This is a genomic window from Lutibacter profundi, from assembly GCF_001543325.1.
Lineage (GTDB): Bacteria > Bacteroidota > Bacteroidia > Flavobacteriales > Flavobacteriaceae > Lutibacter > Lutibacter profundi.
This window is the reverse complement of the sequence record NZ_CP013355.1, coordinates 1,493,527-1,509,496: the sequence shown is the minus strand read 5'-3', so window position 1 is coordinate 1,509,496 and position 15,970 is coordinate 1,493,527. Positions and strand designations below refer to the sequence as shown.

The following is a 15,970-nucleotide window of genomic DNA, read 5'->3' as shown; positions in this document are numbered from 1 at the left end:
AGAAATAGTATAATAAATTTTACTATCTTATGGTGTCTAAAAAATAATTTAAAATCAAATAAGAAAAACTTGGTCAACAATATGTATGTCTGTGACCAATAAAGGAGGAGAGTAGTTTTTAAAAGGAATGATGTTAGTCTCTAAGCCTTCAAATAAATTAATATAGGTGTATACAAAAGATGCAACAAATAGTTGTTGATTGAAGTTTAAACTTAAAACGTCAGTAGTTTCTAACTCATTTTGCCCTTTATATATTTTAATTATAGTATCACAACAATCTATGTTACCTATATTACAATCTTCTTTTGAAGGAGCTTCTTCATCCATACTACAAGAATCAGCTTTTGAAAATAGTGCACTAGCAAACACTTCGCCACCGCAATAGTGTTGGTGAATGGTAAATGACATTGTAGAAAAAAGGACTACAAAAGTCATTAAAATTGCTGCTATTTTTACAAAAAATGATTTCATTAAGTTGTGCAAAGATATAATTTATTATTTAGTATGTTATTAAATATGTGTTAAAAAGGAGGTTATAAACTGTCAATTACTCTTTTAAGTTTTTGTTGAACTTCCTTTGCTATATCTTCTAAACTGTTATTTTCAACTGCTCCCATTGAAGCAATAGGGTCAACAGCAGAAACAATAATATCTCCATTTTTCACTTCTTCAACAATTACATTGCAAGGTAGCATAATACCTATTTTATCTTCAGCAAGAAGTGCTTTGTGTGCAAAATGAGGATTGCAAGCACCTAATATTTCATAAGGCCTAAAATCAACATCTATTTTTTTCTTTAAGGTTGCTTTAACATCAATATTGGTTAAAACACCAAAACCTTCTTGTTTTAACGCTTCAGTTACTTTTTCTTTCACATCTTCAAAAGATGAATTTTTAAGTGTTGTGCTAAAATAATAGTTCATAATATTTTTATTTTGTGATACAAAGATATACTATTCTATTGCATCAAATTTTATATTTTTTTGACTTTTTATTGTAAAATTATGAAATGCTTTATTCTTCTTGCGATATTTTGTGTGAAAATAATCTTAAAAATAGTGAAATAAACAGTGCTTGTATAAATAAAAATTCATTAAAAATAGTTATTTAATTAGCTAAAAATCTGTAAATTAGAAGAGTAATAAAAACTTCTTCAATTATGGTGTCAATAAATCTAACGGAAGTAAATAATAAAAATCAAATCGCTAGAATTATTCGTTTAAAAATGGAAAATAATGGAATTAAAAAAAGTGAAATAATTTTGGGAACACATTTAAGTAAAACGGCTGTTAATAGTGTATTATGTTTAGATGATTGTGATAAAGATTATAGGTTTAATACATTGTTAAAAGTGTTAAAGTTTTTAGAAATACAAATATTTATAGGGAGAAATGAAGACGTTAAAAGTAATGTTTTGTCGCTTTTTAATACTTCTTATAATAAATAGCTATTTACATGAGTTAAAAGATATATTAATTATATTTGAGCTTTATAAAAAAAGAATGATTGTAAAAATTGTAAAATCTTTTATTTTAAGTTTCCTTTTTGTGGCTCCCATTTTTATAAAAGCACAGGAAACATTACCTATTTACGCTGACTATTTATCAGATAATGTGTATTTAGTACACCCCTCTGCCGCTGGAATTGGTAATTGTGGTAAAATTAGATTAACAGCTCGCAGTCAATGGAGCGGTGTAAGTGATGCACCTTCATTACAAACGTTAAGTGTTCATCAACGTATTGGAGATAACACAGGGGTTGGTTTTATTCTTTTCAATGATAAAAATGGTTATCATTCCCAACAGGGAATTCAGGCTACTTATGCTTACCATATTAATTTGGGATGGCCAGAAGAGTCTAATCAAATTTCATTTGGGCTATCCTTTATGGTTGTTAATAATACGGTTGATGAAAGTCAATTTACAATTCCAGATCCAGTGATTTCACAAATAGTACAAAGCGAGAATTACTTTAATGCCGATTTTAGTATGGCCTATCATAAAGAAGGTTTTTTTTCTTATTTCACTGCAAAAAATATTATGTTAAGTGCTCGTAATTTATATAATGATCAGTATGAGTCATTAAATTTACGCAGGTATTTGGTAACGTTAGGTTATTATTTTGGGAAAGGTAAAAATCTTCAATTTGAACCTTCTGTGATGGCTCAAAGTATTGAAAGAACAGGAGAGAAATTTGTAGATTTTAATATTAAAATTTATAAAGAAGTTTCAAATGCTCAACTTTGGGCTGCATTTTCATACAGAAGAGGTTTTGATAATGCCAATACACAAGAATTAAATTATTTAACACCAATTGTAGGTATCAATTACCAAAAATTTATGATGTCGTATACATATACAAAACAAACGGGTGAAATTTTATTTGACGATGCGGGCTATCATCAAATTTCGTTGGGATTTAATTTTGGGTGTAGACAACCTCGCAGAAATGGATGCCCTAATATCAATGCTTCTTTTTAAAAGTTAACAAATTTTATATGATTATTAAAGAGTTAAATGGAAACAAACCAATTTTTGGAAATGATTGTTTTTTCGCTGAGAATTCAGTAATTATTGGAGAGGTTGAAATGGGAAATCAATGTAGTATTTGGTACAATGCTGTAATTAGAGGAGATGTACATTATATAAAATTAGGAAATAAAGTTAATGTACAAGATGGTGCTGTAATACATGCAACTTATAAAAAATCACCTACAAATATAGGGAACAACGTATCTATTGGTCATAATGCATTAGTACATGGTTGTACAATTCACGATAATGTTTTAGTAGGAATGGGAGCTATTATTATGGACGATTGTATTGTGGAGAGTAATTCAATTATTGCTGCCGGAGCTGTTGTTACCAAAGGTACAATTGTAAAATCGGGAAGTATTTACGCAGGTGTACCAGCAAAAAAAGTAAAAGATATTAGTGAGGAATTAATTTCGGGAGAAATAAATAGAATTGCTGATAATTATGTGAAATATGCTAATTGGTATCAATAGTTTTTGGGCATTACCTTTTGAATAAGGCGCCCACTATTCGTTTTTTTAGTTAGAAAACACCTAAAAAAGAGCGCAAACAAATAGCTCTTGTGCTGTGCTTTTCGAAGTATGCTATCCCTAGCGTAAATAAAATTTTAAAAATCTAACTTTTCAACGGTAAACGTTGCTAAAACATTACTTAAAGTTTCAGATAAGACGTTGGTTTTAATGTTGGTATAAAATAAGTGGTTACTTTTTTTTTGTGAAGCTATTAAGTTGTGCTTTTTTAAAATGGCTTTGGTTTGCTTTGCTACAGCTTCACCAGAATCTATAATTTTTACATTATCACCAACTATGTTTTGTATTTGAGGAATTAAATAAGGGTAATGTGTACAGCCTAAAACCAAATGGTCTATATTATAATTTAACATGGGTTTTAAGTACGAGATAAGTAGTTCATTTAATTGGTGTGAATTTAACTCTCCATTTTCAATTAATTGAACCAACCCTTCTCCATTTTGTTCAACAGTTGTAATATTTTTTGTGTAATTGGCTGTTGTTTTTTCAAATAACTCACTTGCTAATGTACCTTTGGTTGCTAAAATTCCAATAGCACCGGTTTTACTTAAAAGTGCAGCAGGTTTTATAGCAGGCTCTATTCCAATGAACGGAATAGTATAATTATTTCTTAAATAATCTATAGCATTTGTTGTAGCAGTATTACAGGCAACAATTATTAGTTTACAACCTTTTGAAATTAAGAGTTCAGAATTTTTTATACATAGTGAAATAATTTCTTCAGTAGATTTTTCTCCATACGGAGCATTTTTACTGTCAGCTAAATAAATAGTATTTTCATTGGGAAGTAGTTTTATAACTTCTTTCCATATTGATGTACCTCCAATACCAGAATCAAATATACCAATAGGTTGTTTTTTCATTAGAATAAATGTAAAAAAAAATCTCGCATTTGCGAGATTTTTTTTTAAGTATTATTTTTTTATTGAATGCCTAATTTAGCTTTTACTGCAGGTAGTAAATCTGTTCCTTTAGCAACAATTAAAGTTGAAGCTTCTAAAACGTATGTATAACCTTGCTCTGCAGCAACATCATCAATAGCTTTTTTAGCTTTTTCTAAAATTGGTTTCAATTTTTCATCTCTCTTTTTGTTTATTTCTTCTCTAGCTACTTGAGATGCTTGGTATAAGTTTTGTTGATCTTGTTGTACTTCAGCACTTCTTTGTTGATTTACCTCGTCAGTTTGAGATTTAACTTCAGCTTCATATTTTTTTAATTTAGCTTGCAGTTTTGTTTGCTCAGCTTTTAATTCAGTTTCATAAGTTTTACTTAATTTTTCAAGTTCAGCATTCATAGCTTTTGTCTCTGGCATAATGCTCAAAAGCTGATCTGTACTAATGTGTCCAATTTTTATTTGAGCCTGTACAGCAGTGTTAAATCCTACAGTAATTATTGCGATTAATAATAAGTTTTTAAATTGTTTCATTTTTATAGTTGTTATTTATTTAATTATTATTCTTTTTTTCTTTTGCTTTTTTGGCAGCTTCAATTTCTTTAATTCTTTTTTGTCTTTTAGCTTCAATTGCAGCTTTTAATTCTTCTCTTTTTTTTAGTTGAGCTGCTCTTTTATCTTCAATTTTCTTTTTTAATGCAGCTTTTTTAGAATCACGAACACTTATCTTTTTTTGTGATTCTTCATTGAGTACTTTTGGTTCAGTTTTGTCTTTATTTCTTTTCTTTTGTTTTTCTTTAGCTGCTATTGTTTTTTTACTTCTTGTTATGCTTTTAATAACTAAATCGCTAATATCGAATTTTTTATTGGTATACAACATTATTAATGAACTAGATTTATCCAATACAAAGTCATATCTTCTTTTAGTTGCAATATCTTGTACCGCATTAAATACTAAATCTTGAATTGGTTTAACCAATTGTTGTCTCAAAAAAAACAAATTACCGTTAACACCAAAATAGGTAGCTTGTAATTTTTTCAAATCAAATTCTAATATTTGAATATCTTCTTCTTTCTCAACAATTAACTCATCAGTTAATAATGCTTTTTCATTGTTTAATTCAGCTTTTAATTTTTCTATCTCTTTTTGTTGTTTTTCAATATTTTGTTGCCAAATAACTGCTTTGTTATTAATTTTTTCTTGTGCTTCTTTATACTCAGGAATATTTTCTAAAATATATTCCATATCAATATAGCCAATTCTTTGTGCTTTTTGAGCATTTGAAGCAACACTTAAAATTATAAATGCAAAGAAAAGAACTTTTTTTATCATAACTAATAAGTATTTAGAAAAAATCGTGCCATTTAATAATATTTACAAATATAACTGATTTTGATTAAAATTGTTGCCCAATAATAAAGTGAGTTTGCCAACCAGATTTTTCTGTTTGTCCAGGTAAAGGGTCAAAACCATTTGCAAAGTCAATTCCTAACATTCCAAAAGCAGGCATAAATATTCTAAGTCCAACACCTGCTGATCTTTTTAATACAAAAGGATTGAAGTTTTTAAAGCCGTCATAAGAATTACCAGCTTCTAAAAATCCTAACACGTAAATTGATGCAGATGGCTTTAGTGTAATAGGATATCTAAGTTCTAATTGAAACTTATTGTAAATAGTTCCGCCACTAATTGTTGATAATCTACCATTTTCATAACCTCTTAAACCAATTGTTTCTCTGCCGTCTAATTGAAACGTTGCTATTCCATCACCACCAACAAAATAACGTTCAAAAGGAGAATCCCCCAATTTACTATTATAACTTCCCAAAATTCCAAATTCAGCATTTGTCATAATTACCAAATCATCTGTTAGTGCAGTATACCATTTACCCTTAAAACTAGCTTTATAATACTCTAGCCATTTGTATTTTTCACTATCTTCTAGTGTTGAGTAATCTTTGTCATTGAATAATGAGTAAGGCAATGTTAATTTAGCTCCTATACTAAATTCAGATCCTTGTTTAGGAAAAACAGGATTTGGCCCTGCTGAACTTCTTCCTAAAGTAATACTATAAGATAAATTATTAGAAGACCCTGTTGAAAAAGAAAATGTAGAAACAGGATAGTTTTTTAAATCGTATAATTGGTAGCTAATACTTTGTGATAATGTAAAATAATTATCGGGCCATTGCAAGCGTTTTCCTAAGCCAATAGATGCTCCAACAATGTTTAAACGTTGGTCTTTATCAACCCTATTAGTTTGGTAATCGTATCTAAATTGTTTTGAATTATAGATAGAAAATGATAAAGATTGGGGCTTTTTTCCTCCCAACCACGGTTCTACAAATGAGAAACTTGAAGTGGTATAAAATCTACTTTTTTGCAATCTCAATGAAAGTGTTTGACCATCTCCCATAGGTAATGGGCGATATGCTTTTTTGTTGAATAAATTTCTAACAGAAAAGTTATTAAATGATAGTCCTAAAGTACCAATAAAGGAACCTCCTCCATAACCTCCTTGTAATTCTATTTGACTTGAACCCTTTTCAGCCACAGTATAATCTATATCAACAGTTTTATCTTGATAGTTAGGATTAATATCAGGTGAAATAGCTTCAGCATCAAAAAACCCTAATTGACCAATTTCCCTTATTGTTCTAATAATATCTCTTTTGCTGTATAAATAACCTGGTTTTGTCCGAATCTCTCTAAAAACTACATGGTCGTTAGTTTTGTCATTTCCATTAACAGTTACTTTCTTTATTCTTGTAGGTTGATCTTCATAAATTCGTATTTCAATATCAATAGAGTCATTGTTTACTCTTGTTTCAACAGGAAGCACTCTTGAAAATAAATAACCATTATCTTGATATAAAGTTGCAATGTCTTGAGAATCTGGAGAGCCATCACCTGTAACTCTTTCTTTTAAAACTTTACCGTTATAAGTATCTCCTTTTTCAATTCTTAAAAGTCGTTGAAGTTGAGCATCAGTATATTTTGTATTTCCCAAAAATTGAATATTTCCAAAAATATATTTTTTACCTTCTTCAACTTTTATATTTAAATTTAAGGTATTATCATCATTCCAACTTATTGAATGGTTAACAACTCTAGCATCTCTATATCCTTTTTCGCTGTATGTAGTAATTAAATTTTCTAGGTCTTCTTTAAAATCATCTTCAATAAATTTTGATTTTTTCCAAAACCTGCCTAACATTTCCTTTTTAGTATTTTTCAGCGTTTTTCTAAGTTTCTTGGTGCTAAAATCTTTATTACCCTCAAAAGTGATGTTTTTTATTTTTACTTTTTCACCTTTGTCAATATGAATAAGCATATTCACTGTGTTAACGCTAGAAGTATCGGGTCTTGTATTTATGGCAACTTTTGTTTTTAAGAACCCTTTTTCTTGAAACTTCTTTTTAAAATAATTTTTTGTGGTAACAATTAAGTTATCTGTAACCATTGCTCCTTTTTTAAGTTCAGCATCTTTTTGTAAATCGGAGGCTTTATTTTTTTTGATACCTTGAATAGTTACGTTGTTTAGTTGTGGCAATTCCTGAACTTCAAATTCTAAATAAGCAATATCACCATCAATTTTAGAGATGTAAACCTCTACATTGCTAAATTGTTTGGTTTCATATAGTTTTTTTATGGCACTTGTTAATTTATCTCCAGGGAGTTTAATTTGTTGTCCTACTTTTAAACCGGTAAAAACTTTTACAGTTTCTTCTTCAAATTTTTGAAGACCTTTAACTGTAATTCCACCAAGTTCATAAGAACTATCTTTTTTGAAAGTAGTATTTTTTAGTGTTGGAGGTATGCTATCATTAGCTATGGAATCATTTTTTATTTGAATCTCTTTTAAAATATTATTTTTTGGTTCTTGTGCTCTTACAGAAGTTATTGCTAAAAAAAATGTAAAAAGTAAAAGGGCTATGTTTAATTTATTCATTGAGTTTTTCAATTTGTTCACTAGTTTTTCCAAAACGACGTTCTCTATTCTGATATTCTAAAATTGCATTAAATAGGTTTTCTTTTCTAAAATCTGGCCAAAGTGTATTTGTAAAATACAATTCAGCATAAGCTATTTGCCATAATAAAAAATTGCTGATTCTTTTTTCTCCACTTGTTCGAATCATAAAATCAACATCCGGCAAAGAAAACGTATATAAATGGTTATTTATAATTTTTTCATTAATTTCTTTAATGTCAAGTTGTTTATTAACAACTTTTTTTGATAATTTTTTGATAACATTAACAATTTCTTCTCTAGAGCCGTAGCTCAATGCTAATGTTAGTGTTAGTCTGTTATTATTTTTTGTTTTTTCAATAACATCTGCAAGTTCTTTTTGTGCTTTTTCAGGCAAGTTATAAAGAGTGCCAATGGTGTTTAGTTTTATGTTATTTTCTTGCAGCGTTTTCAGTTCTTTTTTTAATGATGAAACTAACAAAGCCATTAGAGTTTTAACTTCTAACTTGGGTCTATTCCAATTTTCAGTTGAAAAAGCGTACAAAGTTAAATAATTAACTCCAATTTCGGCACAACCTTCAATAATTTCCTTCACAGAGGTAACACCATTTTTATGTCCAAAAATACGTGGTTTTCCTTTTGATTTAGCCCAACGTCCATTACCATCCATAATTATTGCAATATGGTTTGGAAGTGCACTTTTCAATATGTTAGCTTTTAAATCTTTCATTAAAATGGACTTGAATAGCAGGCTGGTCTTCCAAAAGTGTAAACTAAAGATATACCACTTAAAATATACCAGTCGTTACTATTAGGGTTTCCAAAGGTTAAAGATTTTATATTATTGTTATTATAATCTATATCATCTACAAAAGTATACCTAGCTCTTAATTCAAAAGCAATGGCAAAATCTTGAAATAATTTTGTTTTATAACCAATACCGAAAGGTATTGCAAATGCTGTTTTTGAAGCATATTGATATTGTAATGGAGCTGTTTCTGCTACTACAATATTATAATTAAAGGCCGCAAATTCTAGTAGTAAATAGGGAGTGTATGTGTTTCTGTAATCGTCTAGGTTGTAATTAAAATAATTAAACTCAATACCTACAGCCAATTCTTTTATGCTATTTTTAAATCCTATACCTCTAAAGTAGCGTTCTCTGTTTGTAGCATTTTTATCGTCAGACTTTATTGCGGCATAGGTGAATGTTCCTCTAAAAGAAATTCGTGGGTTCATATTCCATTTGTAAATTACTCCTCCCATAATATTAGTTGGGTTTATATAGTACTCAGGGCCTATATCTCCAATATAATTGCTACCACCTATAAATAAACCAACTTCGTTAATTTGCGCATTGGAAGTGTTTGTAACACAGATAAATGTAATAAGTAAAACTAGTTTTTTCATAAATAAAATAGCGTGCAAATATAAATAAATATCATTGTTTATTGAAGTTATGCAAAGTCTTTTTTGTTAAACTGCTTATAAATGAAATTATTGTAGTTTTAACAAACTACTTTTTTATGAATACGTATTAAAATTAATTTCTGGTATCTTGCCCCCAAAGTAATTTCTCACGAAGTGTTTTAATAAACGTTTGTTTATTTAGTTGTACCATTTTTAAGTTAAATTTAGACTTTTTTACCTGTACTTCAGTATTTCGCTTAATGGTTGTAATTCGTGAATCTAATGATAAGAAAAATTTATCTTCTCTACCGCTTACTTTAAATTTTATAATTGTATCATCAGGTATTACTAAAGGCCTTGCATTTAAATTGTGTGGAGCTATAGGTGTTAGCACAAAACTTTTGGCTTGAGGTGTAATTATTGGACCTCCACAACTTAAAGAATATCCTGTAGAGCCTGTTGGAGTTGCTATTATTAACCCATCTGCCCAATAAGAAGTTAAATACTCATTATCTAAGTATGTCTCAACTGTTATCATTGAAGCTGTATTTTTTCTGTTTACTGAAACTTCATTTAGTGCAAAATTTAATGTAGCTAAATTTTTAATTTTAGGAGCCGTAATAACGCTTAGTAGTGTGCGCTCTTTAACTATAAATTCACCTTTAATAAGTTGTTCAATAGCGTTTCTTATTTCTTCTTTTTGAACAGTTGCTAAAAAACCTAACCTGCCTGTATTTATACCAACAATGGGAATATTAGAATTTCTAATAAAAGTTACGGCTCTTAAAATAGTACCATCACCTCCAATTGTAATCATAAAATTAAAGGAATTATCTAATTCTTTATGTGAGCGAAATGTTTTAACTGCTGAAACTTCAAGATGTTTTTTTAAGCCTGAATAGTAATTTTTTTCAACAACAAATGTTACAGAATTACTTTTCAGTACATCAAATAATTCTTCAACATATTTTTTATCTTCAGGTTTGTAATACTGACCGTAAATAGCAATTTTCATCCTTAAATGTTTAAGTATTTTTGTAGGTAGTTGGTTCTGTCTTTTAATTCTTCCAAATAGTAATCTTCTTTATGATTGGAAAGAACTTTATAGCCATAACGTCTGAAAGACTGTATAATTTCGTTTACATCTTGTGAACTAAATTTGAGGGTTATTTTTACTGAAGTTGAATTGCTTTCAGAAATAAAAACACCTAATATTTTACCGTTATCAGATTCTACAATTTGACAAATTTCGCTAAATGAGTAATCTCTAATTTCTTTTTCTAAAATTAAAATAGAGCCTTCGTTATTTAAAAAAGGTGTATTTCTATATACGTGCAATACGTCAATTAAATCATAGTAACCCAAATATTCTTTCTCAATACTAATAACTGGAATTAAATTTGTTTCATTTAAAGCAAAAACCTTCAAAATTTCTAATAAATTATTGTTTTCTTCTGTAAAGAATAAACTAAATAAAAGTTGAAAATCTTTTAACTCTTTATTGTCTTCTGTAATTCCTTGCATATCAGTTTCAGAAACTAAACCAATAAGTTGCTTGTTTTTTACAATAGGGAAATGAGAATATGTAGTTTCATTAAAAAGAGACTTCACATCGGCAATCTTTGTTTGTAAGGTAAACGCTTTAAATTCCTTTAATATGTATGGGATAGTTTTCATTTTAATTACTATTATAGTACAAATTAATCAAAAATAAAACCAAAATCATATTCTTACTTCGTAAATTTGCTTACCTAATTTAAATTAATGTGTTTTAAGAATGATAAAATTAAGTGTAAATGTAAATAAAATAGCAACATTACGTAATTCTAGGGGAGGTGATTTTCCTAATGTTGTAAAGGTGTCTTCTGATATTCAAGACTTTGGAGCTGATGGGATTACCATTCATCCGAGACCTGATGAACGTCATATCCGTTATCAAGATGCATATGATTTAAAAAAAATAGTAACTACTGAATTTAATATTGAAGGAAACCCAATCTCTAAATTTATGGAAATGGTACTAGAAATATGCCCAACACAAGTAACTTTAGTACCTGATGCTGTTGACGCTGTTACATCAAATGCCGGTTGGGACACTATAAAACATCAATCGTTTTTAAAAGAAATTATTGCCGAATTTAAATTAAAAGGAATAAGAACTTCTATTTTTATTGATGCCAATTTAAATCTAATTGAGGCTGCTGCAACTACAGGAGCAGATAGAATTGAATTGTATACCGAAGAATTTGCAACACAGTATGGATTGGGTAATAAGAAAGCTATTCAGCCATATACTAAAAGTGCTATTTTGGCAGCAGAACTTGGTTTAGGAATAAATGCCGGGCACGATTTGAGCCTTGATAATATTCAATTTTTTGCTGAAAACATTCCAAATTTAAGCGAAGTTTCCATCGGTCATGCATTAATTACAGAATCGTTGTATTTAGGGTTAGAGAATGTGATTAACATGTATAAATATAAATTAAGTATGGCATCTAAACAATGAAAATTTTACACTCAACAATTTTAGGAAAGGGGATGCCATTGCTTATACTGCACGGTTATTTTGGAATGAGTGATAACTGGAAATCATTAGGAAATAAATTTGCAGAAAATTTTCAAGTACATTTAATAGATCAGCGTAACCATGGAAGAAGTTTTCACAGTGACGATTTTGATTATGAATTATTAGTAGAAGATTTATACCAATACATTCAATATCATAATTTACAGAATATTATTCTATTGGGACATTCTATGGGAGGAAAAGTAGCTATGCTTTTTGCCGTTACTTTTCCAGAATTAATGAATAAATTAATTGTAGCAGATATTAGCCCTAGAGCTTATAAACCACATCATCAACAAATATTGGAAGCCTTAAACGAAGTTAATTTTTCAATACACAACACACGAAAAAAAGTTGAAGAAGTATTAAAAATTTATATTAAGGAACAAGGAATTATTCAGTTTTTATTAAAAAATGTATATTGGAAAGAAAAAGGAAAATTAGATTATCGTTTTAATTTACAAAGTTTAACTGAAAATAATGCAGTAGTTGGAGAGGCCTTACCTTCTTTCACCCATTTTGAAGGAGATACATTGTTTTTAAAAGGTGAGAATTCAAATTATATAACAACCAAAGATAAGCCATTAATTTTAGCGCATTTTCCAAATGCTCAAATTGTAACTGTCAAAAATGCAGGACATTGGCTTCACGCAGAGAATCCAACGCAATTTTATAATGAAGTTGTCAGGTTTTTAGCTTAAAAATAAAATTGGCACAATTATAGTTCGTTTTAAAACTCATTATAAATTAAAAAAATGAAATTAATTTTAAAAGTATTATTAACAGCAGTTGCAGTTGTAATATTAGCAAAGTTTTTACCCGGTATTGAAATTGCAAATTATACCAGTGCAATTATTGTAGCAATTGTTTTAGGATTGTTAAGAGTTACAGTAAAACCATTGCTTATCTTTTTTACACTACCTGCAACCATTGTAACTTTAGGATTGTTTTTACTGGTAATTAATGCAGTAATTATATTGTTAGCAGATTATTTTGTGAGTGGATTTGCAGTCTCAGGTTTTTGGATAGCTCTATTGTTTAGTTTGTTATTATCACTATTTCAATCGTTCTTCTATTCATTTTTAAATGAAAATAATGAAAATAGTTGAAATAGAATAAGTTAAATACTTTGCGAAGTTCATAAAAAACAGTAATTTTGCACCCGATTTTTTAATGATTTAAGATAAAAAAGCATAATAATGAATATTACAAAAGAAAATATTGATGCGTTAAATGCAGTAGTGAAAGTTGAAATTTCAGCTGCTGATTACCAAGATAAAGTAGCAACTATTTTAAAAGATTACCGTAAAAAAGCAGATATTCCCGGATTTAGAAAAGGGCAAGTACCAATGGGAATGGTAAAAAAACAATACGGAAAATCAATAATGATTGATGAGGTGAATAAATTGCTACAAGAATCATTAAATAATTTTTTAGTGGAAGAAAAACTTGACATTCTTGGAAATCCATTGCCAAAAATGCAAGACGATTTTTCTTGGGAAGCCGAGGATTATTTGTTTGAATTTGAATTAGGATTAGCTCCTCAGTTTGAAGTTGATTTAGATGCTAAAAAGAAAATTACCCAATACAACATTATTGCAGACGAAGAATTATTAGAAAAAGAAGTTGAAAATATTCAAAAGCGTTACGGGAAAATTGTTCCTAAACCAGTTGTTGAAGAAGGTGTAAATATTACAGGAACTTTTGTTAATGAAGAAAAAGAAATTACTAAAAAATCTACCATTGCTTTTGAAGATGTTAAAGGAAAAACAAACCAAAAAAAGTTTTTAGGTAAAAAAGTTGGAGATGTAATTGAGTTAAAAACAAAAGGGTTATTTGTTGACGATCATAAATTAATGGGAGCACTTGGGTTAGATCACGATGCTATTCACGGATTGGATATTCCAGTTACTTTTACTATTGAAGAGATTAATGCAACGGAGCTTGCTGAGATAAACCAAGAGTTATTTGATAAAGTTTTTGGACCAGGCGTAGTTAAATCTAAAGAGGAGTTGGTTGCAAAAATAAAAGAAGATGCTGAAAAACAATTCCAAACACAAGCAGATCAACAATTACTAAATGATGTTACTGAATATTTGGTTGAAAACACAAAATTTGAATTGCCTGCTGAATTTTTAAAAAAATGGTTAGCAGTTGCTGGTGAAAAGCCAATGACTCCAGAACAGGCATCGGAAGAATTTGAAAAATCAGAAAAAGCATTACGCTACCAATTAATAGAAGGTAAAGTTTTAAAAGATAATAATATAAAAACTGATTTTGCAGAGTTACAAGAATTCGCAAAAGGGTTTGTAAAAGCACAAATGGCTCAATACGGACAATTAAATCCAGAGGAAAAAGAATTGGATGAGATTGTACAAAGAGTGCTAAGTAACCAAGATGAAGCGAAGCGTTTACAAGAACAATTAGTAAGTCAAAAATTATTAACTTTTTACAAAGAAAATATTACGTTTAAAGTAAAGGAATTGAACTACGAAAAATTTGTAAAAGAAGTTTACAAATAGAGTAATTCAAATTCAATATAAAAAAACTCCTTAATGAAAATCATTAAGGAGTTTTTTTATGTCATTTTATTAAATTTTGTTATTGCGAAGTTTTAGTAAAAACTGAAGCAATCTTTTGGATTGGAACTATAATGTCACAAATTACTTCGTCACTATTACTCCTCGTAATTGTAAAGGTTAACCAATTTACTTCCTTTTTTGACCTCTTGTTTTAGGTTTTTAAAATACAAAACCACAAAATAGTAAGGAAAAACCATATTAATTTTACGGTTTTACCGTACTATTTAAGTTTTTTTTTTTTATATATTTACAAAAAAAGTTGCAGGAGTATTTATGAAAACTCCCCATTAATTTTAGTTGTTACAACAAAGATATTTCAAAATAAATGTCTAACTAAAACGTATTGCCTATGAAATAGAGAATTTCCTAAACAATGAGGAGTTTGTTGCAAAAGTAACATTCCTCGTAGAAACTACAAAATTAAAGAGCAATTTGCTCTATACAAACAAATTAAATTTTTAAAATTATGAAAAAAATTATATTAAGTATGGTATTTGTATTTACAGTTACAACTTTTGTAAATGCAATGAACTTAGCACAAGGAATTAATTGTGTACAAATGGCTATGGATGTTGGAGATTGGGCAGAAGAATAAGGAGCTTCATATGCAGAAGCATATGAGGAGGCGAATCAAGCATATGAAGATTGTATGGCTTGGCAAGAGTAATAAACATAAATATTGTTTATAAGGAGAACTTTAATTAGTTCTCCTTTTGAAAATTAATAAAAAATTATGAAAAAATATGTAATTGTTTTGGTACTTATATATATTACTTCTAGTAATGTTTATAGTCAGTCAATTTTTGGAGAAGTTCATTATAGTAAGGAATTAGTTAATAAAAGTAAATCAAAGACAAATGAGAATATAAATTCTTATTTATCAAATAAGGACTATGAATTAAAAAATATATTTAAGGAGTTGAATTATACTTTAAGATTTAAAGGCCTTGAGAGTGTTTTTTTTGTTGAAAATTTAAATTTTGAAGTTGAGGAGAATAGGTATTATAGATTAGCCTTACTTCTTGGAGGTGGAGGTAGTTGGTACATAGACCTAAAGCAAAATGTGAGGTTACGTGAAGTGGAAGCTTTTGGACAAGAGTTCATTATTAAAAATACTATTGAGAATCTGAATTGGAAGATGCATAATGAAACTAAAAAAATAGGAAATTATTTATGTTATAAAGCAACAACAATATTTGTTGTTGAAAACAGTAAAGGGATCTTTAATCATCCAGTTGATGCTTGGTACACATCTCAAATACCAATTGGGTTTGGCCCTATAGGTTATGGTGGTTTACCTGGTTTAATTGTAGAATTATCAGTTCAAAATATTAAATATTCCATGACAAAATTAATGTTAAATCCTAAAAATAAAATTAAAATTAAAAAACCTAATAAAGGAAAACTGGTAACAGAAGAAGAATTTAATGCTATTGGGAAAGAAGCCATGGGGAATTTTAGAACTAAAATTTCTAATTAAAATAC

The 15,970-nt window shown here is 28.7% G+C and carries 19 protein-coding genes; 9 read left to right on the top strand and 10 right to left on the bottom strand.

Annotated elements, in window-relative coordinates:
• Positions 1 to 54: 54 nt before the first annotated feature.
• Entirely contained in the window at positions 55 to 471 is a 417-nt protein-coding gene (locus Lupro_RS06675) for an HYC_CC_PP family protein (RefSeq protein WP_068207683.1), read from the bottom strand.
• A gap of 62 nt (positions 472 to 533) precedes the next feature.
• Positions 534 to 923 carry a DUF302 domain-containing protein gene (locus tag Lupro_RS06670; RefSeq protein ID WP_068207680.1) on the bottom strand — a complete coding sequence of 130 codons (390 nt, stop codon included), beginning with the start codon at positions 921 to 923 and terminating at the stop codon, positions 534 to 536.
• 236 nt (positions 924 to 1,159) lie between these two features.
• Here Lupro_RS06670 and Lupro_RS06665 point away from each other — a divergent pair, with 236 nt between their 5' ends.
• From Lupro_RS06665 to Lupro_RS06655, 3 genes are read left to right on the top strand one after another with little or no spacing between them, the layout of a single operon-like run.
• Positions 1,160 to 1,447 (top strand): hypothetical protein, encoded by a 288-nt coding sequence (locus tag Lupro_RS06665; RefSeq protein ID WP_068207677.1) that lies wholly within the window; start codon positions 1,160 to 1,162, stop codon positions 1,445 to 1,447.
• Positions 1,448 to 1,502: 55 nt separating this feature from the next.
• Positions 1,503 to 2,480 carry a PorP/SprF family type IX secretion system membrane protein gene (locus tag Lupro_RS06660; RefSeq protein ID WP_068211497.1) on the top strand — a complete coding sequence of 326 codons (978 nt, stop codon included), beginning with the start codon at positions 1,503 to 1,505 and terminating at the stop codon, positions 2,478 to 2,480.
• A gap of 17 nt (positions 2,481 to 2,497) precedes the next feature.
• Entirely contained in the window at positions 2,498 to 3,007 is a 510-nt protein-coding gene (locus Lupro_RS06655) for a gamma carbonic anhydrase family protein (protein ID WP_068207674.1), read from the top strand.
• Between the two features lie 134 nt (positions 3,008 to 3,141).
• Here the strand turns inward: Lupro_RS06655 and murI are convergent, their stop codons facing one another.
• The 8 genes from murI to Lupro_RS06615 form a co-directional block, all read right to left on the bottom strand.
• Positions 3,142 to 3,927, bottom strand: a complete 786-nt coding sequence (murI, locus tag Lupro_RS06650; RefSeq protein WP_068207671.1) for a glutamate racemase — start codon at positions 3,925 to 3,927, stop codon at positions 3,142 to 3,144.
• A gap of 59 nt (positions 3,928 to 3,986) precedes the next feature.
• Positions 3,987 to 4,490, bottom strand: a complete 504-nt coding sequence (locus Lupro_RS06645) for an OmpH/Skp family outer membrane protein (RefSeq protein ID WP_068207668.1) — start codon at positions 4,488 to 4,490, stop codon at positions 3,987 to 3,989.
• Positions 4,491 to 4,509: 19 nt separating this feature from the next.
• Positions 4,510 to 5,289, bottom strand: a complete 780-nt coding sequence (locus Lupro_RS06640) for an OmpH/Skp family outer membrane protein (RefSeq protein WP_068207665.1) — start codon at positions 5,287 to 5,289, stop codon at positions 4,510 to 4,512.
• Positions 5,290 to 5,353: 64 nt separating this feature from the next.
• A complete protein-coding gene (gene bamA / locus Lupro_RS06635; protein ID WP_082703870.1) occupies positions 5,354 to 7,909 on the bottom strand; it encodes an outer membrane protein assembly factor BamA in 2,556 nt (851 codons plus the stop codon).
• Positions 7,902 to 8,657, bottom strand: coding sequence for an isoprenyl transferase (locus Lupro_RS06630; protein WP_068207659.1), 756 nt, complete (start codon positions 8,655 to 8,657; stop codon positions 7,902 to 7,904). Before Lupro_RS06630 ends, bamA begins: the two co-directional genes overlap by 8 nt.
• Positions 8,657 to 9,337, bottom strand: a complete 681-nt coding sequence (porG, locus tag Lupro_RS06625) for a type IX secretion system protein PorG (protein ID WP_068207656.1) — start codon at positions 9,335 to 9,337, stop codon at positions 8,657 to 8,659. Before porG ends, Lupro_RS06630 begins: the two co-directional genes overlap by 1 nt.
• 133 nt (positions 9,338 to 9,470) lie before the next feature.
• Positions 9,471 to 10,352 carry an NAD kinase gene (locus tag Lupro_RS06620; protein WP_068207653.1) on the bottom strand — a complete coding sequence of 294 codons (882 nt, stop codon included), beginning with the start codon at positions 10,350 to 10,352 and terminating at the stop codon, positions 9,471 to 9,473.
• 2 nt (positions 10,353 to 10,354) lie between these two features.
• Positions 10,355 to 11,014, bottom strand: coding sequence for a CBS domain-containing protein (locus tag Lupro_RS06615; RefSeq protein ID WP_068207650.1), 660 nt, complete (start codon positions 11,012 to 11,014; stop codon positions 10,355 to 10,357).
• Between the two features lie 100 nt (positions 11,015 to 11,114).
• Here Lupro_RS06615 and Lupro_RS06610 point away from each other — a divergent pair, with 100 nt between their 5' ends.
• The 6 genes from Lupro_RS06610 (at position 11,115) to Lupro_RS06590 (ending at position 15,965) form a co-directional block, all read left to right on the top strand.
• The gene (locus Lupro_RS06610) at positions 11,115 to 11,843 is read left to right on the top strand and encodes a pyridoxine 5'-phosphate synthase (protein WP_068207646.1); all 729 of its coding nucleotides are present in this window, start codon (positions 11,115 to 11,117) and stop codon (positions 11,841 to 11,843) included.
• A complete protein-coding gene (locus Lupro_RS06605; protein WP_068207643.1) occupies positions 11,840 to 12,604 on the top strand; it encodes an alpha/beta fold hydrolase in 765 nt (254 codons plus the stop codon). The genes Lupro_RS06610 and Lupro_RS06605 overlap by 4 nt, the downstream gene beginning before the upstream one ends.
• Before the next feature lie 54 nt (positions 12,605 to 12,658).
• A complete protein-coding gene (locus Lupro_RS06600; RefSeq protein ID WP_068207641.1) occupies positions 12,659 to 13,012 on the top strand; it encodes a phage holin family protein in 354 nt (117 codons plus the stop codon).
• Positions 13,013 to 13,102: 90 nt separating this feature from the next.
• Positions 13,103 to 14,425: a trigger factor gene (tig, locus tag Lupro_RS06595; RefSeq protein WP_068207638.1), complete on the top strand. Its 1,323-nt coding sequence runs from the start codon at positions 13,103 to 13,105 to the stop codon at positions 14,423 to 14,425.
• Between the two features lie 526 nt (positions 14,426 to 14,951).
• Positions 14,952 to 15,080, top strand: coding sequence for a hypothetical protein (locus tag Lupro_RS13840; RefSeq protein WP_257720987.1), 129 nt, complete (start codon positions 14,952 to 14,954; stop codon positions 15,078 to 15,080).
• Positions 15,081 to 15,218: 138 nt separating this feature from the next.
• A complete protein-coding gene (locus Lupro_RS06590) occupies positions 15,219 to 15,965 on the top strand; it encodes a GLPGLI family protein (protein WP_068207635.1) in 747 nt (248 codons plus the stop codon).
• The last annotated feature ends 5 nt before the right edge of the window (positions 15,966 to 15,970 follow it).